Annotated in this window: 18 protein-coding genes; 9 read left to right on the plus strand and 9 right to left on the minus strand. The window is 65.5% G+C overall.

Going from position 1 to position 19,217, the window contains the following annotated elements:
• Window positions 1-76 precede the first annotated feature (76 nt).
• Entirely contained in the window at window positions 77-730 is a 654-nt protein-coding gene (alkB, locus tag ACODS0_RS16610; protein WP_488836049.1) for a DNA oxidative demethylase AlkB, read from the plus strand.
• 10 nt (window positions 731-740) lie between these two features.
• Here the strand turns inward: alkB and ACODS0_RS16615 are convergent, their stop codons facing one another.
• Window positions 741-2,537 (minus strand): DUF3592 domain-containing protein, encoded by a 1,797-nt coding sequence (locus ACODS0_RS16615; RefSeq protein ID WP_488836050.1) that lies wholly within the window; start codon window positions 2,535-2,537, stop codon window positions 741-743.
• Between the two features lie 292 nt (window positions 2,538-2,829).
• Here ACODS0_RS16615 and ACODS0_RS16620 point away from each other — a divergent pair, with 292 nt between their 5' ends.
• Complete coding sequence (locus tag ACODS0_RS16620) at window positions 2,830-3,315, plus strand: EVE domain-containing protein (protein WP_488836051.1); 486 nt, start codon at window positions 2,830-2,832, stop codon at window positions 3,313-3,315.
• Window positions 3,316-3,370: 55 nt separating this feature from the next.
• On the opposite strand, the gene ACODS0_RS16625 is transcribed toward ACODS0_RS16620, so the two are convergent.
• From ACODS0_RS16625 to ACODS0_RS16635, 3 genes are all read right to left on the minus strand, one after another.
• On the minus strand, window positions 3,371-3,982 hold the full coding sequence (locus ACODS0_RS16625) for an exosortase H-associated membrane protein (protein WP_055394618.1): 612 nt from the start codon (window positions 3,980-3,982) through the stop codon (window positions 3,371-3,373).
• Window positions 3,972-4,493 carry an exosortase H gene (gene xrtH / locus ACODS0_RS16630; RefSeq protein WP_121506455.1) on the minus strand — a complete coding sequence of 174 codons (522 nt, stop codon included), beginning with the start codon at window positions 4,491-4,493 and terminating at the stop codon, window positions 3,972-3,974. Before xrtH ends, ACODS0_RS16625 begins: the two co-directional genes overlap by 11 nt.
• Before the next feature lie 172 nt (window positions 4,494-4,665).
• On the minus strand, window positions 4,666-5,619 hold the full coding sequence (locus ACODS0_RS16635) for a class I SAM-dependent methyltransferase (RefSeq protein ID WP_488836052.1): 954 nt from the start codon (window positions 5,617-5,619) through the stop codon (window positions 4,666-4,668).
• A 299-nt stretch (window positions 5,620-5,918) separates the two neighbouring features.
• Between ACODS0_RS16635 and ACODS0_RS16640 the strand changes: the two genes are divergently transcribed.
• Window positions 5,919-6,170, plus strand: a complete 252-nt coding sequence (locus ACODS0_RS16640) for a GlsB/YeaQ/YmgE family stress response membrane protein (RefSeq protein ID WP_055394624.1) — start codon at window positions 5,919-5,921, stop codon at window positions 6,168-6,170.
• Between the two features lie 76 nt (window positions 6,171-6,246).
• Here ACODS0_RS16640 and nudK read toward each other — a convergent pair whose 3' ends face one another.
• Both nudK and ACODS0_RS16650 read right to left on the minus strand, forming a co-directional pair.
• Entirely contained in the window at window positions 6,247-6,843 is a 597-nt protein-coding gene (nudK, locus tag ACODS0_RS16645) for a GDP-mannose pyrophosphatase NudK (RefSeq protein WP_488836106.1), read from the minus strand.
• 20 nt (window positions 6,844-6,863) lie between these two features.
• Entirely contained in the window at window positions 6,864-7,028 is a 165-nt protein-coding gene (locus ACODS0_RS16650) for a hypothetical protein (protein ID WP_488836053.1), read from the minus strand.
• 93 nt (window positions 7,029-7,121) lie between these two features.
• On the opposite strand from ACODS0_RS16650, the gene ACODS0_RS16655 reads away from it, so the two are divergent.
• Window positions 7,122-7,883 (plus strand): DeoR/GlpR family DNA-binding transcription regulator, encoded by a 762-nt coding sequence (locus ACODS0_RS16655; RefSeq protein ID WP_488836054.1) that lies wholly within the window; start codon window positions 7,122-7,124, stop codon window positions 7,881-7,883.
• Between the two features lie 271 nt (window positions 7,884-8,154).
• A complete protein-coding gene (locus tag ACODS0_RS16660) occupies window positions 8,155-10,416 on the plus strand; it encodes a hypothetical protein (RefSeq protein ID WP_488836055.1) in 2,262 nt (753 codons plus the stop codon).
• A 138-nt stretch (window positions 10,417-10,554) separates the two neighbouring features.
• Here the strand turns inward: ACODS0_RS16660 and ACODS0_RS16665 are convergent, their stop codons facing one another.
• A complete protein-coding gene (locus tag ACODS0_RS16665) occupies window positions 10,555-11,502 on the minus strand; it encodes a LysR family transcriptional regulator (RefSeq protein WP_228895265.1) in 948 nt (315 codons plus the stop codon).
• Between the two features lie 144 nt (window positions 11,503-11,646).
• Here ACODS0_RS16665 and ACODS0_RS16670 point away from each other — a divergent pair, with 144 nt between their 5' ends.
• Window positions 11,647-12,075, plus strand: a complete 429-nt coding sequence (locus ACODS0_RS16670) for a RidA family protein (RefSeq protein ID WP_488836056.1) — start codon at window positions 11,647-11,649, stop codon at window positions 12,073-12,075.
• A gap of 130 nt (window positions 12,076-12,205) precedes the next feature.
• Window positions 12,206-13,009, plus strand: coding sequence for a hypothetical protein (locus tag ACODS0_RS16675; protein WP_488836057.1), 804 nt, complete (start codon window positions 12,206-12,208; stop codon window positions 13,007-13,009).
• A 264-nt stretch (window positions 13,010-13,273) separates the two neighbouring features.
• Here the strand turns inward: ACODS0_RS16675 and ACODS0_RS16680 are convergent, their stop codons facing one another.
• Together ACODS0_RS16680 and ACODS0_RS16685 are read right to left on the minus strand one after the other, a co-directional pair.
• Window positions 13,274-14,737, minus strand: coding sequence for a sigma-54-dependent transcriptional regulator (locus ACODS0_RS16680; RefSeq protein WP_488836058.1), 1,464 nt, complete (start codon window positions 14,735-14,737; stop codon window positions 13,274-13,276).
• Window positions 14,734-16,632: a sensor histidine kinase gene (locus ACODS0_RS16685; RefSeq protein ID WP_488836059.1), complete on the minus strand. Its 1,899-nt coding sequence runs from the start codon at window positions 16,630-16,632 to the stop codon at window positions 14,734-14,736. Before ACODS0_RS16685 ends, ACODS0_RS16680 begins: the two co-directional genes overlap by 4 nt.
• Before the next feature lie 187 nt (window positions 16,633-16,819).
• Here ACODS0_RS16685 and ACODS0_RS16690 point away from each other — a divergent pair, with 187 nt between their 5' ends.
• Entirely contained in the window at window positions 16,820-17,548 is a 729-nt protein-coding gene (locus tag ACODS0_RS16690; protein WP_488836060.1) for a DUF4166 domain-containing protein, read from the plus strand.
• A 12-nt stretch (window positions 17,549-17,560) separates the two neighbouring features.
• The gene (locus ACODS0_RS16695) at window positions 17,561-19,063 is read left to right on the plus strand and encodes a TIGR01777 family oxidoreductase (protein ID WP_488836061.1); all 1,503 of its coding nucleotides are present in this window, start codon (window positions 17,561-17,563) and stop codon (window positions 19,061-19,063) included.
• Window positions 19,064-19,217 lie beyond the last annotated feature (154 nt).

Raw genomic sequence — 19,217 nt, forward strand, 5'->3', positions numbered from 1 at the left:
TGTGCCGCTTCGCGCCTTCTCCTCCGGGGACGACGGCAGCTGTGGTCCACACTGCCGCCATGGATTGCCATCCGTTATGAGCCTGAGCCTTTTCGACGACCCACCCCAGCCTGCCCAGCCGCCCGAGGTGCTGGAGCCCGGCGCCATGGTGCTGCGCGGCTTTGCGCTGGAGAAGGCGGCAGACCTGCTGCAAGCGGTGCAGCAGGTGACGGCACAAGCCCCCTTCCGGCACCTCATCACCCCCGGGGGCCTGCGCATGTCCGTGGCCATGACCAACTGCGGAAGACTCGGCTGGGTGAGCGACCGCAGCGGCTACCGCTACGCCCCCCTCGACCCCGACAGCGGCCAGCCCTGGCCCGCCATGCCGCCGCTATTGCGCGAGCTGGCATTTGACGCGGCGCAAGCAGCGGGCTTCCCCGGCTTTGCGCCTGACGCCTGCCTCATCAACCGATATGCCCCCGGCACCCGGCTGTCGCTGCACCAGGACCGGGACGAGGGCAACTACGCGCACCCCATCGTGTCCGTGTCACTGGGCATTTCGGCGGTGTTTCTTTGGGGCGGCGCACAGCGCTCCGACAAGGCGCGGCGCATTGCGCTGATGCATGGAGATGTCGTGGTGTGGGGCGGCCCGGCGCGGCTGCGGTTTCATGGGGTGTTGCCGCTACCTGAAGCCAATCACCCGATGACGGGCAGCTACCGCATCAACCTCACGTTTCGCAAGGCGCACTGAACCCACCCCTTCACCGGACATAGCCCGTGGCTTTGGCCAAGGTGCTCAGCATCTGCTCCGCCACAGGGCGGCCCTGGAGGCTGTCTGCAATGCTCACGCTCTTGCCGTTGCGCAGATTCACCTGCACCCGAAAGAACGTGGTGCGCTGGTGACCACTTTGCAGCGTGTAACTCTCCTGGATGGAGAGGCGGGCAATGTCGTGCGCAGGCACCTGCCGCCAGGCCAGCATCAGGCCCAACAGGCGGCGTTCGGTGCGCAGGCCCTGGCGGTCCAGCTGCACGGTCAGGCTGTTGGACACTGCATAGAAGCCCCACACCAGCATGGCGCCGCCCACGCCACCAAACGCCAGCGGAAACAACACAGGCGCGCCGATGTAGCCCGCCATCACGCCCAGGCCCAGGAAGCCCCCGCCCATCACCAGCCACAGCAGGTTCTGCCGCCACAGGCGGCCGTAGGGCTGGTACAGCCGCACGCCACCTTCCACGGGCTCGATGTCGCTCACCGCGTCCAGCTCGGCATCGCGCTGGGCCTGCACCTGCGGGTGCTTGGCGGCGTCGTGTGCGAGCCAGGTGGATTCGGCACCCGTGGCATACACGGGCACCTCAAACCGGCGTGAGAACTTCAGCGCCGGATCGGTGCTTTCCAGCAGCACCGCCCAGTGGTGCTCGTTGGTGCCCACAGCTTGTTCAGACTCGGGCAGGCCCTTGGGCACGCTCAGGCGGAACGCCACGCGGCTGCCCCGTCCCTGGGGTTGCACCTGTGCGGCACCCTCGCCCTCCCACACGATCTGCTCACGCGATTCGCGGCTGTTGTCGCCGCCTCCCGTGCGCGTCTGGTAGTGGTAGGCACAGCGCAGCGTCACGGCAAATCGCAGATCAGGCCGGTACGGCACACCGGGCAGGTCCACGGTGGCGCCCACATGCCCGCCGATGGCGCCAGGAAACGGGTCCATCACGAGCCGCACCTCGCCATGGCGCCGCGCATCCAGCGTGGCGCGCACGGCCCACACCAGCAGGCCCAGCCCCACGGCAACCATCAGCACCAGCACGCACAGCACGATGTGGTTCTCGTTGCGCCAGGCGCGGGGAATGGCAGACAACGCCGCGGGGTAGGCAATGGCGCCCCACACGACGGCAAAGCCCCAGGCGAACCACACCTCCCAGCGCTTGCTGGAGCGGATGCGGTTGTCGGCCCATGCCTTGTTGGCAAGCCATGGCTCACCGCCCAGGGTCTGCAAGCGCTCTGCCTTGTGTGCATCGCTGCGCCGAAGGCTCCACCCCCAGATCAACATGCCCACCCCGGCGCCACCAAACAGCACCACAAAAATCATCTGAAAACCCAGCAGGCTCAGGCGCAGGCTCCTATCTGCCACGGCCTCATCGGGCCGGGACGGATTCACCCACACCGGCAAGGGCGTACCGCTGCGCTGCGCACTCTCCAAGCGCCAGGCCAGGTTCTCATGGAAGCTGCCAATGTTGTCGGCCAAGGTGTTGATGGCAGGCCGGTGGCCGTCATACGCCACGCCCGCCACTTCATAACGGTAGTGGACCGACACGCTGTAGGTGCTGCCTGATTTGCTGCCCCGGTGCGTGTTCAGCTGGGCCGAAACCACCCGTGCGGGCACTTCATGCCAGAACTGCATGCGCGACCAGTCGTACAGAGTGGGCAGCACCCCCAGCAGCAGCATGCCAATGCCCACGGCGGAAAACGGCAACGCAAACAGCATGAGAAACCAGGAGCTGCTTTTGTTGCTTGCCGCTGCCTGATGGTTGGCGCCTTTGGTGCGCCGCCATGCCTGGTTGGCCATACACCCTCCCTCTGCGTGCCCCCTTGCCGGGGGCTTTTGTTCTTCCGGAACCCGGGCGGCGCTGATTCTGCGGCTTGCTGCGGCGGCGGGCCAGTACGTTTTGCAACTCCTAGGGGCCCATGTGGATTTGCAAGGCCCGTTCTGCTGCAGTTCTGACGCAGAAATCCAAACCAAAATGGCACCCAGCGCTTATCCATCAAGCGCAAGTAGCTATAAAAATAGAAGCAACTTGGTAAAACGTGCGCGGCCTGTCCTGTATGCGCACCACCACACCTTTGCCAGAATGGCGGCCATGACTGCCTCTGCCACACCCCGCCCCGCGCGCTACTGGCTCATGAAATCCGAGCCCGAGGAATGCTCCATCGACGACGCCCTGGCCGCGCCCAATGCCACCGTGCCCTGGACGGGCGTGCGCAACTACCAGGCCCGCAACTTCATGCGCGACGACATGCAGGTGGGCGATGGCGTTTTGTTCTACCACTCCAGTTGCCCCGAACCAGGCATTGCCGGCCTTGCGCGCGTGGCGAGCGGCACCCGAACCGACCCGACGCAGTTTGACCCCGCCTCGCCGTACTACGACCCCAAATCCCCTGCCGACAAACCCCGCTGGCTGCTGCTGGATGTGCAGGCGCAGCGCAAGACACAGGTGGTGGGTTTGGCGCAGCTGCGGGAGCACCCGGATCTGGCGCAGATGCGGGTGCTGCAGCGCGGAAACCGCCTGTCGATCACCCCCGTGGAGCCCGTCGAGTGGGCTGCAATCATGGAGATGCTGGGCTGAGCCACAGGCTTGCCCTGCTTTGCCCCCGCCCTGTCCGCCCTGGGGCCTCCCCGCTTTACTGCGGCCGCTGAACGGCCACGGCGGCACGCGCCTGGGCGTGGAGCTTGGCCAAGAACTCCCGGTCCAGCAACAGCCACAGCATCACCGGGGCCAGTGCGGTAAAGATGAACAGGTTGAAGTGGTACAGAAATGCCACCACGTCGGCCACCCACCCGGGCAGTCCCGTCTGCACAAACACCTCAGGCCCCGCCCGGTTGAAGACATCGTTGCACCACTGCAGGGCCACGTTGAGCGCCTGAATCGGCAGCATGGCCAAGGAGCCTATGAGCAGCTTGCGTCCCCAGTGACGGGGAAACGATGCCAGCACCAGAGCCCAGAAGATCACGATGCCGTAGCCCAGCAAGCGGTAGTCCACCAAAGGCGCCAGCTTGCCCGATTTGAACTGGCCGTTTTGCACGGAGACCACCTTGAGCGTGGTGTTCAACAACGCCGTGGTCTCTTTCTGGGTGTAGCTCAGTGCCCAGTGGAACAGGGTGGAAGCCGCCTCGCCCGCCATGAAGAACACGGGCTTGGACAGTTGTGGCGACAGGTAGTACCACAGCGGCATCAGGCACAGCAGGCTGGCGATGGCAACCAGCAGGAAACGTCCGACAGAACTAAGCTGCATTGGCGAGGGGGGGTTGAGGGGGTGAGGGAGGTTGCTGGCGGGCGATCCAGCGAATCCAGAGCATCCAGACCACCAGCACATCCAGCATGATGAGCGCCTGCCAGAGGTACAGGTGGGCAAACTCGAACACGGTCATGTTCCACTTGCCCAGGTAGTACAGGCTGATGATGCGCAGCAGGTTGACGACCTGCACCGCCGCAATGCCGATGGCGATGCCAGCGAGCTTGTGTTTCCAGCTGGAAGGAAACGCGATCATGCCGGCGATAAGGATGATGGCCGCCTCCACGCCGTTGCAGCCCGCCTCGATGGACACCGCAAAACCCGTGGCCTTGCTCATCAGGATGCGGCCATGGTGCGCCACATCCGAGTCCAGCGGGGTCATCAGCGCTGCGCTGGCGGTGGCGAGCAGGCTGGTCCAGGGCTCGATGGCGACCCGTTGCACCTCATCGAGCATGTCGATGCGAAAGAGGACCGCCAAGACGGCGATGAAAATCAAGAAAAATCGGACCATACGTCGATGAGAAGAACCTGGTGAAGCGCGCACCAACACGCCAGGAATGCGCCAGGCGGCGAGGCCGTGAGAACGTGGGCCTGTGGTTCACACAGGCGCCGCAAAGAATATCAGAAGCTACCCATAACCCACAAAGCCCAAATGGCACTCGCAAGCGGCCCTGAGAACCTGTTCAAAGGTTCGGGGCGGCGTACACCAGCACCTTGAGGGCGCGCTCGGGGTCCACATCCGCAAACACAGCCGGGTTGGCCACCCGTTCGACAAAGTGCAGTTCAGGCGCCAGCTCCTGCATCTGCCCTTGCAGGAAGCCCACGCCCAGCTCGGGCGCGTTCAGACACAGCAGTGCATGCCCGCCGGGTGCCAGCAGGTCGGGCAGGCGGCGCATCAGCCGTGCGTAGTCCTTGGTGGCCACGAAGCTGCCCTTTTGGTAGCTGGGCGGGTCCACGATGACCAGGCCATACGGCCCGCTGCGGGTGATCTTGCCCCAGCTGCTGAAGATGTCGTGCGGCAAAAACGCCGCGCCCGTGGTAATGCCGTTGAGCTGGTGGTTTTGCTGCCCGACGCCGATGGCGCCATGGCTCATGTCCACGTTGACCACGTGCCTGGCGCCCGCCTGCAGCGCCACCACCGAGAAAGCGCAGGTATAGGCAAACAGGTTGAGCACCTTCAGGCCGTAGCGGTCGGTGCTGCGGGCTGCCGCGTGGTCGCGCACCCAGCGGCGGCCCTCGGCCATGTCCAGGAACAGGCCGTGGTTTTGCCCGCGCAGCACATGCACGCGATAGCGCGCGCCAGCCTCCGTCACGACGTGCGGGTCGGGCACGGCGCCGGCCATCAGCCGTGTTTCGCTACGGCCCTCCATGCGCAGGGCCTCGCCCCGGTGCTGAAAGACCCAGCTGAGCGGCTCGCCAGCCGGTGCGATCTGCGCCCAGCGCGCCTGCAACGCGGCGCCGATGGCGGCCAGGTCTTCGTCCGTGGCGGGTGCGAAACTGGTCAGTACGAACACCGGAGGGTAGGCGTCCAGCGACCACTGCTCAGAACCCGGATGCAGTCCGCCCCGCCCGTGAAAGACGCGTTGGGCCTCAACGGGCAGGGGCATGGCGGCGATGGCGTCGAGCAAAGCTTGCATGGAGGAGCGGGGGCGGGTTGGAAAAACGAGACTATGAGAAAAAATGGCCGCTGGCGCTTGAGGGATAAGCGCTGTTAGCTACTGAAATAATAGCACCATCCATTATCGTGCCTGCAAGGACCAAGGCGCCGAGCCGATCCGCGCCACCATCGCCTCGCGAGGGGCATGAAGGCCATTCTCAATGGTGCGCAGTTGGCCTGCAACGACCTGGATCCTGCGTGGAAAACCGTGGTCAGAAATGCAATTACAGTCGCTGCCGGGCCATCGGTGCGGCTTGACCATCATCACAAAGGAATTCCATGTTTTCCATTCTCGGAACCATCGTTGTCGGCTTCATCGTCGGATTGCTTGCGCGCGCCTTGAAGCCAGGAAATGACAAATTGGGCTTGATCATGACCACCGTTCTCGGCATTGCCGGGTCGCTGTTGGCGCGCTATGTGGGCGTGGCCATGGGCTGGTACGGGCCCAATGCGTCCGTCGGCTGGATCGCATCGATCATCGGCGCCATCGTGCTGCTGGTGATCTACGGGCTGGTGAAGAAGAAGGCCTGATGCGCGGCGGCGCATTGCCCGGCGGCACACCGCGATAGGCATCGCAGGTCTTAACGCCTGCGCCGCCCGCATGTCCTCATCCCGCCGCCTCCTGCAGCATCAACGCCACATGCTGCAGCAGCATCACCGTCTTGCCGTCCTCGATCACGCCGCTGCCAATGCCCGCCAGGGCTTCGGCAAGTGGCATCTCGATCACTTCGATGTCCTCGCCCTCGTGAGCGAGGCCACCTCCGGTGCGGATGCGGTCCTGCGGCTCGTATTCGGCGATAAAGAAGTGGAGCTTTTCGGTGACCGAGCCGGGGCTCATGTAGGCCTCGAACACCTTGCGTGGCTGGCGCACGCGGTAGCCGGTTTCTTCCTCGGCTTCGCGGCGGATGCAGGTTTCGGGGTCGTCCCCGTCGAGCAGGCCGGCGCAGGTCTCGATCAACATGCCGTCGGTACTGCCGTTGAGGAACGCCGGCAGCCGGAACTGGCGTGTGAGCACCACCGTACGACGGCGCGGGTCATACAGCAGCAGGGCCGCGCCGTTGCCGCGGTCATAGGCCTCGCGGCTCAACGTCTGCCACTGGCCGTCGCGGCGGCGCAGGTCAAAGGTCACCTTGCGCAGGGTGTACCAGTGGTCGGACAGCACCTCCACCGACTGCAGCTTGACCTGCTCGGTACTGGCAGGCACCGGTGCGGGCACGGGGCGGCTCACAGGCTTGGCTCCGTTGCGGGAATGGCTTTGGCAGCGCAGGCGTGGTGCCGCAGCGGCCATTCATTCACGGGGTGCACCACGGGGTCGCCGTCGGTGCCCGAGAGGTAGGGGCCAGCAATAAGCACCAGGAGCGGAGGGTTGGGGTCGGTAGAGGTGGACATGGTCTTGCAAATTTTTATTCGTGCAATATCATGCACAAACATGCAAATTCACGCAACCCTGGTTTTGATCCACGGTTGCCCCGCTTCAAGCCCATGCTCACTACCCAACGCAAACAACTCATCCTGGAGCGCCTGCGGCAAGACGGCCAGATCGTGGCCAAGGCCCTTAGCGAGGAACTTGGGATTTCGGAAGACACCGTGCGGCGCGACCTGCGCGAGCTGGCGGCCGAGGGCCAGCTGCAGCGCGTGCACGGCGGCGCCCTGCCCGCATCAAAAGCCGTGGGCAACCTGCAGGTGCGCGAGCACCTTGCCACCGATGACAAGCGCGCACTGGGCCGCGCCGGCGCGGCTCTGGTGCAGCCTGGCCAGGTGGTGATCCTCGACGGCGGCACCACCTCGCTGCAGGTGGTGCAACACCTTCCGCTGGACCTGCGCGCCACCGTGGTCACCCACAGCCCCAGCGTGGCTGTGGCGCTGGCGGACCACCTGCAGGTAGAGGTGCTAATGCTGGGCGGCCGCCTGTTCCGCCATTCGATGGTGAACGTGGGCGCCAGCGTGACCGAAGCCGCCATGAAGCTGCGCGCAGACCTGTACCTGATGGGCGTGACGGGTGTGCATGCCGACGCCGGGTTGACTACCGGGGATTTTGAAGAGGCCGCCGTCAAGCGCACGTTGCACACGCGCGCTGCAGAAACCGTGGTGCTGGCCTCCATCGACAAACTCGGAGCCGCCTCCCCCTTCGGCATTGCGGCGCTCAAGGAGCTGGCCACACTGGTAGTGCCAGCCGCCACGCCCGCCAAGCTTGTCGCCAGCCTGCGAGTGGCGGGGGCCAAGGTCGTCAGCGCCCGGCCGTGATGGCCGTCTGCTTCCCCGTCAGGAGCAGCCAACAGCATGGCCATGCCGAACTCGAAGGATTCCCCAAATTCGTGGCCAACGGTCGGATGCGCAGCTTCAGGTTGGTGATCAGCCGAATGCCTGAAAAACCTCGTGTGTTCATGCCACGCACACGACCCATGCAAGCTTTGGACTGTTCGACGCGACCCTCTGTCGCTAGCCTTCGGTTCTTCCCAACACCGGCTGACAGGCGCGGAGCAGCGCCCACCAAGCCGACTACCAGGAGAACCTCATGGACATCAAAGTCAATCAACCGCTCGGTCCGGATCAGACGCAGCAGCAGCCTCGCAAGGTCCCGATGCGCTTTCGCACGCGCACAGCGCTTGCGGGTGGACGTAGGCCAGGGGTGGCTTTTTTCGGTAGCGCCGAGCACTGGTCGGTCGTGGATGGGCTCAGGCTCACGCTGGCGGATGGCAGCTCACACGATGCCGCTCATCTCGAATTCACACTGGAAAACGGCTGCCGACTGAGTTTCGGCCAGATCGTCGCGCTGGCTGGCGATTTTTATGCCCTTGCGCACAAGCCCATCTCCGATCAGGCGGACAAGCCCGCTGCGTTTCGCGAAACCTTCGCTACGCTCGACAAGGCAAACCCCCAGGAGGTCAAAAAGATTTTGGGAATCATGGAGGAAGAGTTTCAGGCCATCGCCAACGCGATCGCTAAGGGCGAAGACCCCCACGAAGCTTACGCACGCAACAGCGACCACTGGGACCTGCAATACAACGTCGCCACCGGAGGGGCGGACAAAAAAATCTATCCCTATGACACCAGTTTGTGGGGCCGCTACATGTGGATTGCCAGCTTCAACTGGGACCACTTCGGCGCCCACGCCCACGATGTCTGCCGCGCAGGTCTTCAAGTAGCAATGGAGACCGCCGCTTCAGCCAGTGCCCAGCAGGGACTGCATCGCAGCAACGGACTGTTGAAGGCGTATGCGTACCTGGCATTCGCCAGCCACTATCTGACCGACGGTTTCGCCAGCGGACATCTGCGCACGCCGCGGCGTCACCTGCACGACTTCCAGAGCTCTCAGACCCATTCGATCGACTTTGCGCCGGATGCATGCGCCAAGGCGATGCATGACGAGGACGGTTTCAACGGTTTGTGGGTAAGCAATGCGGCTGGCGACCACTGGATCGCCTACGGCGATGGGCGCTACTTTGACGCCGTGAATGCGGCCAACCGCAATGTGATGCGCGCGGCCCTTCGCGCGGCTATCGCCGATGTATATCGCGCGTTCACCGATGGCAAGGCCGTGGCCGCTCCCACTTACCTGCGACTTCTTCCCAAGCTCCCGCTCGACCCTCAGGCTACCGACAATTTTTCACCACTGTTTGTCGCAAAACCGGGTGAAGCCTTGGCTCGGGTCCGTGTCCCAACCGCAAACCCCAATTCGCGCGAATGGATGCGCGCGGGAATACTAGGCGTCGCGCCTTGGTGGGTACTGGCGGCAGAACTCAATGGTGCGCTGCGCCCCCCAAAAATTGGCGTACCACCCGGCAAAGGCCAGGCCAAAGGCCCAAACACCGGTTCTGGCAGCGCCACAAACTGGATAGTGCAAGCCCGTCTGCTGGAGCGTCAGGGCAAACCGCTGACCACGCAGTCTTCACCTGCCATCGCCGAGTTCAAGGGTGAACGGTGGGTGTGCGTCAAACAAGGAAACCAGTTTTTGATCGGGCGCCACCGCACGCAGTGGACCGACTTTCAACTGCTGAAGGTGTCCGGCGACCCGGTGCAGACATCCACCCCTGCGACACTGGTTGTTCATGGCGACGTGCTGCATTGCTTCTATGCCGACTTCGAGGGCTGTCTACAGTGGCTGCAATGGAACGGCGACCGTTGGATGAAACATGGCACCGTGCAAGTCAACGGCAGTGCCGCCAAAACCGATCGCGCCCCTTGTGCAGTTTCACTGCCCAACGCACGCCACCTCGTGCTGTTCTTCAAGGGATATCGGTCCAGTGACCTCTACTACGCATGGCGCTTTGAAAAGGAAACCAAGTGGTTGGGAAACACACCGGTTCAGACGGGCCAGGGCTACGCAGCAATGACAGATGAACAGCCTTGCGCTGCCTGCACGCGCGAGGGTGCTTTCGTGTACTTCCGCGCCCATGGCGGACGCAGTGTGTACTCCATCTGGGTCAGCGACAACGACCCCGCTAGAAACTTCTACTTCTACGGCAACGAGCCCATCCGCCTGATCGACAAAAGCGTCGCGTGGACGTCAGCAGCCGTAGCGGCTGCCGCACAGCCCACTGACAGCCAGGTGTTGCTGGTCGTGCCGCACGATGACAACGCACTTCGCAGCATCACCCAGCAGACCCTTGGCGACACAACACAACGCCAGTACCTTCCTGGTGATGTGGATGCAGCTGACGGCGAGCAGCTTTTAAGCAACATCACCCCTGCCCTGGCCCTGATTGATGGACGCTACTGGATGTTGAGCGTGGAGGCAGAGGCGCATCAAGTGATGTTGAGCTTCGGGCAACCTTAGCCCTGACGCAGCGCGGCACCCAGCGACCATGAAAACTGAGCGCCCTTCTCCATGGCCGCCGTGGTGCCAAGGCAAGGCAGCGTCAAAAGTGTCCTCTTGCAAAATGCGCAGCAGCTTGACCTGCATGGGCGGTGGTGTTCAGTCCGCAGCCCCGCTGGGCCGCTTGCCCGGCGGGCGCACCGGCGGCGCATGCTTTGCCATCAGAGCTGCCACCCAGTCGATGAACACCCGCGCCTTGGCGCTGACATGACGATTGGGCGGGTAGGCCACGTACAGCGGCATGGGGTCGAGCGCCCAGTCTTCCAGCAGGGGCACCAGTTCGCCGCTGCCCAGGTGCGGGCGGGCCATGTAGTGCGGCAGCCAAAGAACACCCATGCCGGCCAGCCCGGCCGCGAGGTAGGCGTTGCCGTCGTCGACCGCCAATACATAGCGGCCCTGCACCTGAATTTCCTCGGCGCCACGCCGCATGGCGTACGGAAACGTCTTGCCCGTGCTCGACCACAAAAAGCCCACCACGCGGTGGTGCGAATCCTCCAGCTCGTGCGGGTGTACAGGGCTGCCTGCACGACTCAGGTAGCTGGGCGCCGCGTACACGCCCAGCTGCAGGTCACCCACACGCCGCGCAATCAACGACTGGTCCTGAATCTCACCCCCGCGCACCACGCAATCGACGTTGTCGCCGATCAGATCCACCATGCGGTCGCTGACGCCCATGTCGAGCTGAATATCGGGGTACTGGGCATGAAAGTCCGGCAGGGCCGGCACCAGGATCAGCCGGGCCAGCGGGCTGGGCACATCCACCCGCAAGCGGCCCCGGGGCGCGGCTGACGCGCTCGACAGGCTGGTCTCGGCATCGTCCATGTCGGCCAAGAGCCGCACCGCGCGCTCGTAGTACACGGCCCCATCGGCCGTGACCTGCACCCGCCGTGTCGTGCGGTGCAGCAGCTTCACGCGCAGCCGCGCCTCCAGTTGCTGCACCAGCTGCGTCACCGTGGTCTTGCTCACGTGCATCGTGTCGGCCGCCTTGGTGAAGCTGCCCGATTCGACCACCCGCACAAACGCCTGCATTGCATCGAACCGGTCCATGGCGCTCCTGCCTCGTCAAAGATTGTTTGGAGTTTACAAACAGTGATGGACAGGCTTGCCCGTTTATCTGCCGGGGGTACGCCGATAAATTCCTTTCAACAACAACCCAAGGCCCCTGCGGCCTACCGAAAGGAAAACACCCCCATGGCATCGACGCACACATCCCCTCGCGACGTGGTCTTTCCACCCGGGCGCCAGGCGCTCTACGAAAAGAACCGCTACTCGCCCGCCATCCGCTCCAACGGTTTCCTCTTCGTCTCGGGCCAGGTGGGCAGCCGTCCCGATGGCTCGCCGGAGCCCGACTACCAAGCCCAGGTGCGGCTGGCGTTCGACAACCTCAACGCGATCCTGCAGGCCGCTGGCTGCACGTTTGACGACGTGATCGATGTGACGGTGTTCATCGTGGACCCAGAAAAGCACTTCGAGGCCGCCTGGGAAGTGGTGGGCGAATACTGGGGCAATGCGCCGCACCCCACGCTCACGGGCATTGGCGTGACCTGGCTGTATGGCTTTCAGTTTGAGATCAAAGTGATTGCGAAGCTGCCGGAGGGTGCGGCGACTCAACCCGCGTAGTTCGTGCTGCCACAGTCGAGGCTGGCAACGGTGCGCCACCGTTGGGCTCCGGCCTACAGGGCAAATCAGCCTGCCGCCGCTAGGATGGATGCCTCTCCACCCCTGCGGCTTGCCCGCACCGCCGCCCCCCATGCGCAACCTGATCGACTTCAGTTCCTGGTCTACCTTGCTCACCACACTGATGGGCCTGCTGGTGGCCACCCTGGTCATGGTGGGTACGCGGCTGGTCTTCATGCAGACCATCCAGAAGCGCCGGGAACGAGAAAACCGCCAAATCAACGAGCGGCTCAAGACACTGATCGCCGCTTACAAGACGCTGGGCGGTTCATTCACCGGGCAACTGCAGGTGCACCCCACGCACATGCGCGACCTGCGGCGCCAGCAGGTGCAACGCGGTGGCGAGCAGGTGCCAGTGGTGGACCCATCGGACACCGAAGCCCTTGACGCCCTTGATGCCGAGGCGTTGGCCCCCACCCCCGAACTGGCCAGCACCGAACGCCAGCGCCGCATGCGCGATGCGGTGGAGGCCGCGCTGTCCGACGTGATCCTGCTTGGCACCGAAGAACAGGTCGAGCTGGCCGCCCGCGCCGCGCAGGACATGGTGGCGGGGCGCAGCATCGAGACCGCGCAACTGGTCATGTCCCTGCGCCACTTCATCCGCGCGGCGCTGGACCTGGAGCCGATTCCCGCGTCGGTGGCCATTCCCAACCAGGGCCCACTGCGCCCGGCCGGCAGTGCGGGCGGTGCCGCAGGCAGGCGCGCGGGAGCGGCCGGCAAGGCCGAGTCTGGTGGCGGGCGCGGCGGTGGAGGTGGTGGCGGCGAGGGTGGTGACGGGGCCAGCGCAGGCGGCGCCGGGCTGGGCGTCATGGCGGTGGGTGCTGGTGTGGGCTCTCGCAGTGCCGACGCTGAGGCGCAGGAGGGAACCGGGCGCTGACCCGCCTGTCCGGGCAGACAGGCCGGAAAGCCCATGGCGGACGCGGCGGCAAGCGGTGGCAACGGTGAAGCACAACGTGTGCTCACCGTAAAAATCCAACAAAATTGCTACCTAGCGCTTTATTTATATGGCTCTATTGCTATATTTAATATAGCAATGGCAATTCATCGCCTTAGAGAGCGCCCTTTACGGCCCCGTCTCGCATCAGGCACTGCCGCCGAAATCGTGCGTCACGGTGCCGTAGCCGTGGTCAACCTCGCAGGCTCACTTCAACCCCAGCCGCGTCAGCTTCTTGATCAACCCCACCCGCGAAATCCCCAGCCGCCGCGCCGCCTCCGACTGATTGCCCGCCACCGCCGCCATGGTGTCGCGCACCATGCGCACTTCCAGCTCCATCAGCGCGGCGTCCAGCGGGCCGGTGCTGCCAGGCGGGGCCAGTGGGGTGGTTTTGAGGTTCGCTGCGGTGTCGCTCGCGTCTGGCATATCGCCGCTGGCCAGTTGCAGCAGCTCAGCATCCACCTCGCGCTGGTCGGGCATCAGCAGTGCCCCGGCAGACTCCACCACGGCTTTGAGTTCGCGCACATTGCCCGGCCACTCGCGCGCCATCAGCCACGCCAGGGCGCTGGCCGACAGGCTGGCACGGTGCGCCACGCGGTGCAGAAAACGCGTGGCCAGCAGCGGGATGTCGGCGGGCCGCTCGGCCAGGGACGGGGTGCGCAGCACCACGCCCTTGAGTCGGTAAAACAGATCCTCGCGGAAGGAGCCGTCGCGCACCATGGCCTCCAGGTCACGGTGGGTGGCGGCCACCACGCGGGTGTCGGCACGTTTTGGCACACGGCCGCCCACGGGCACAAAAGTGCCCTCTTGCAAAAAGCGCAGCAGCTTGACCTGCATGGGTGGCGGCATTTCGCCCACCTCGTCCAGGAAGAGCGTGCCGCCGTGCGCGGCCTCCACCAGGCCGGGCTGGTCGCGGTAGGCGCCGGTGAAGCTGCCCTTCATGTGCCCGAAGAGCTCGCTCTCCAGCAGCTCGGCCGACAGGGCGCCGCAGTGGATGGCGACAAAGGCCTCGCTGCGGCGCGCGCTGCAGGCGTGCAAGGCGCGGGCCACCAGTTCTTTGCCGGTGCCTGTAGGGCCCAGCACCAGCACGCTGACGTGGGTGGGCGCCACGCGGCGTACCAGGGCGCGCAGTTGCACCGTGGCCGCCGCCTGCCCCACCAGCCCCAAGTCGTCCAGCGACTGCCCTGCGCGCAGGGTTGCCAGTTCGGCATCGAGCCGCGCCTTGCGCAGCCCGCGTGCCACCACAAACCGCAGCATGTCGGGGTCGATGGGCTTGGTCAAAAAGTCCCAGGCGCCCAACTCGGTGGCGCGCAGGGCCAGCGCGTGGTCGCCGTGGCCGGTCAATACCACCACCGGCACGCGCGCAAAACGCGGGATCAGCTCCAGGCCGATCTCCGGGTCCATGTGCGGGGGCATGGCCAGGTCCAGCAGCACCAGCTCGGGCTGTTGTTTGGCAAATGCTGCCAGGGCCTGGTCCCCATCGCCCGCCAGCGTGACGGTATGGCCCAGGTTGCGCAAAAAGGCGCCGCCCAGCCGCTGAAAGGCCGCCTCGTCATCGACCAGCAGCACATGGCCGCTGACATGGCCGCTCATCGGCTCGCCCGCTGGCGCGGCGTCTTGCTCTGCACCTGGCTGGGCGTCGGCTGCGTTGTCTGTGGTGTTGGCTGTCATGGCAGGCGTTGTGTCGTCGTCAAAGGAAAGCGCAGCGTGAAACAGGTGCTCCAAGGTGGCCGCTCGGTCAGCGCCACCGAGCCACCATGCGCGGCCATGATGCGGGCCACGATGGCCAGGCCCAGCCCGGTGCCACCAGGGCTGCGCGATGCAAAGGGCTCGAACAGCCGGCTACGGATTTCATCGGGCACGCCGGGGCCGGCGTCGCAGATGTGCAGCAGCACGGCGTTGTCGGTGGTTTCTGCATCGATGTGCACGGGGCTGTGGGTTGCGGCCGCTGTTTCAACGCCCCCGGCATCGGTATCCAAGGCCTCAGACGCCATCGCGATGCGCGCGTTCTCCAGCAAATTGGTCAGCGCCTGGTCCACGCGGCGCGGGTCGGCCTGCAGCACCAGCGGCTGGGCCAGGCCCGCGCCCAGGCTCACATCGGGCAGGCGCTGGGCCGCGTTGCGCACGTGGGCGGCCAGGTCCAGCTCACGGGGCACCAGCTTCCAGGGCTTGGCAAAGTCCAGCAGGTCGTGCGTCAGGTTGGCAATGCGCGCCACCTGGTCGGCCACCTCGCGCCGCGTGTCACTGGGCGCGGCGGCCACGGCCATGGAGATGATGTTGAGCGGGTTGCGGATGTCGTGCGCCACCGTGGCGGCCAGCGCGCCCAGCTCGGCCAGCCGCGCCTGCAACTGGCGCTCGCGTTCACGAGCGGCAAACTGCTGGGCCTGCTCCACGCGCGCCGCCGCCTCAGCCACCACCGTGCCAAACAGCTCGGCCACATGGCGCGGCCCGGGCGGTGCGGCGTCCCAGCCGTGCAGCGTGGTTTGCCAGCCTTGCTCGCCGGGGGTGCACACCAGCTGCGGGGTGCTGCCGGGTAGCGCTGATGGCGGCGATGACGTTGAGGGTGTTGTTGATGCGGATGGAGCGCCAATCTGCACCTCCACCTGCGTGCCAATGCGTGCACTCAGCAGCGTGGCGGCCTGCTGCGCCAGGGCCTCGGGCGTCTCGGCCGACAGCAGCGCGCTGCGCCACGCACCCAGGTCGGCAATCGACACCTCGCCCCCCGGGTAGACCAGCCGCTCGGCCACACGGCGCACCGGGCCGTTGAGCGCCAGCACACTGGCCGCTACCGCCAGCCCACCCAGCCAGCGCGACTCAAACGGCAGCAGCGGCGTGAGCGCCAGCACCACCGCCCCCAGCGCCAACAGCAGCGCCCATACCAGCGCGCGGCGTGCCCAGGCGTTGGCCACAAACACGCCATAACGCAAGATGCCGTAGACCAGAATCAGCGAGTACAGCGGCAGGCCCAGCAGCGGAAACGGGTAAATCGGCAAATCCAGCACCGCAATGCCGTAGCCCGCCAGGCACAGCAGGCCCCACAGGCACGACGCGGTGACGGCGGCGATCTGCCGAAACTTCTGCCCATCACCCGACCGGCGTGCCCGCAGCAAGGCCAGCAGCAGCACCGCCACACCGCCAATGCCCAAGATGACCCAGGCCATGCTGGCGATGGTGCCCACCGGATCGGCCACTGCAATCAACCCGATGTCGCGGTGCTCTATCCAATGCCCTGGCACAAGGATGACGGAGACCACCGAGGCGCCCCCACCCAGCGCATAGGCGGCCGCAACGCCCCAGCGCCCCAGGTCCACACGGCAAAACACCGTGCAGAAATGAAAGAACAGCGCAGAGGTGAACGGCGCCGTAGCCAGCAAGCGTATCGCCACCGGTTCGGTCTCCGGCCCCAGCCAGTTGGGCAGCTCGTTGCCCACCATCCACAGCGAAATGCCGATCAGAAACGCCGCCAGCAACCGGGCCCCCGCCACGCGGTCGGCCCAGGCCAGCAGCAGGGCTGACAGCACCAGCGTTTCGAGCACCGAAAACCCGAGGACGGCGTGGATCAGCATGCGCAGACAGTGGTGGTGATCATGGCGTGACCTGTTCCTGGGGTTAACTGTGGGGGCTGCGCGCACTGTAAACCAAGTATGCAGGTCTGCAAGCAAATTTCAATGAAATCAACCACTTGCAGCGGCCGCTGAGGCTGGCCCAGGTTTCGCAACAGAGAGTGCAACCGCCACTCTTGCAAAGCCCGCCATGTTTGCCCTTTTCACCCCAGCGCCCCGCCACTGCACCGCCAACCCAGCGCAGCCCAGCCCGGTACTTGACCTGCCCGCCCTGGCCGGCGCCGCAGCCTGGGCACGCCTACCAGCCGCCGTGCAACGCCGCTTTGGCACCGCACACGCCGACGTGAGCTACCACGGCCACATGGACCTGCGCTGCTCGCTCATCGGCCACATCTACGCCGCGCTGACCCGGCCCTGGGGCGGCCCGCTGACCCACATCAACACCACCGCCCTGCCCGCCACCGTGAACGTCAGCCACAACGGGCGCGGCGGTGTGGTGTGGGAGCGGCGCTTTCACACTGGCACGGACACCAATAACGGCGCCCACCACGGCGCAGACCGCACCGTGCGATCCACCAAGGAGCTCGGCACCGACGGCACCCTGCTGGAACGCACCGACGGCGGCCTGGCCATGTCGCTGGACGTGCTGGAAGAAGACGGCGCACTCGTGTTCCGCAGCCGCTGCTTCTGGTGGGTGCTGGCAGGCCTGCGCATCCCCGTGCCGACCTTGCTGACCCCCGGCACTTGCCGCGTCGCCCACACCGACCTGGGCGCAGGCCAGTTCCGCTTCACGCTGAGCATGGTGCACCCGCTGTGGGGCGAAACCTTCCACCAATCCGGCGTGTTTACCGATCCCCTCATCGATCCCGTTACCGACGACTCCACCGACCCCGCTGTCACCGATTCTTCTACCCACTGAGGCCTTCACACCATGACCGCCATGAACACCATCTTTCTGCTGCTTTCCATCCAGGCCGCCCTGGGCGCGTTTGACAACCTGTGGCACCACGAGCTTGAAGCCCGGCTGCCGCAGCGCACTTCCGCGCGGTACGAACTCTCGCTCCACGCCGCGCGCGAAGCCATCTACGGCGTCGTCTTTGTCGGCCTGGCCTGGTTTGAATGGCGCGGCGCCTTTGCCACCGTGCTCGCGGCCCTGCTGCTGATCGAGCTGGGCATTACCCTGGCCGACTTTCTGGAAGAAGACCGCACCCGCCGCCTGCCGCCGTTCGAGCGCGTGCTGCACACGGTGCTGACCATCAGCTACGGCCTCTTCCTGGGCCTCGTCGCCCCGGTGCTATGGGCCTGGGTGCAGCAACCCACCGCCATGGTGCTGGCCCCGCACGGCTGGGTGTCGTGGTTGTTCACGGCCTACGCCGTCGGCGTGTGGGCCTGGAGCGTGCGCAACACGCTGGCCGCCATCAAGCTCTACCGCACGGCCCCACCCGCACAGCCCCGTGCACTGCATGCCCGTGGCCTCCAACCCCAGCCAGCCACCCTGGTCACCGGCGCCACCGGCTTTGTGGGCAGCGCCCTGGTGGCCGACCTGGTGCGCGACGGCCAGCGGGTGATCGTGTTGACCCGCGACGCCTTGCAGGCCCGCGCCAGCTTTGGCCCCGGCGTGTGGGTGGTGGACACCCTGGACGCCATCCCGTCTGAAACGTCCATCGACGCCGTAGTCAACCTGTCAGGCGCCCGCGTGCTGGGCATGCCGTGGACAGCGGCGCGCAGACGCCAACTGCTGGCAAGCCGGGTCGACACCACCGTGGCCGTCGTCAGCCTGATGCGGCGCCTGCAAAAGGCTCCGCGCGTTTTGGTCAGCGCATCAGCCGTCGGCTTCTACGGCGCATCGCCCAACGCGTCGATGGAGCCGTTAGACGAAACCGCCCCGCCCCGCCCGGGCGAGTTCCAGTCCGACCTGTGCGCGGCCATTGAACACGAAGCACGGCGGGCCGAAGCCCTGGGCGTGCGGGTGGTGCGCATGCGGTTTGGCGTGGTGCTGGGGCACGGCGGTGGCGCGTACCCGATGCAGGCACTGGCCGCCCGCCTGGGCTTGGGGGCCGTGCTGGGGCATGGTCGCCAACCTGCGCCGTGGATTCATCTGGCCGATGCGGTGGGGCTGGTGCGGTTTGCGATGGCGCACCAAACCCTGCAAGGCCCCGTCAATGCCGTGGCGCCTGATGCGGTGACGCAGGCCGCGTTTGCGCAGTCCCTGGCTGCGTCGTTTGGCCGACGTGCTTGGATGCGCATGCCGGGGCTACTGATACGGGTCCTACTGGGAGAAATGGCCACCTTGCTGATGGACGGGCAGTCTGCCGTGCCGCGTATCGCGCTGAGCCAGGGATACCGGTTTGTGCATCCGCAGCTGATTACTGCGCTGGCAGACCTTGCGCTGGCTGATGCGACAAGAACGGGTTTGGCTCACATAGAGTATTAGTTCATATAGGTCCTAGCGCTTACTGGTAAATCGCTAATTGCTATAAATACAGTAGCGACTACGAATCGCTATGTCCGCTACGCAGCGATTGCGGTCTTCCAATGCCAGAACACGGATTTCCGGTATAGATCACATATCGTACGTACAAGCCATT

The sequence above is a fragment of the Acidovorax sp. FG60 genome (genome assembly GCF_057808995.1).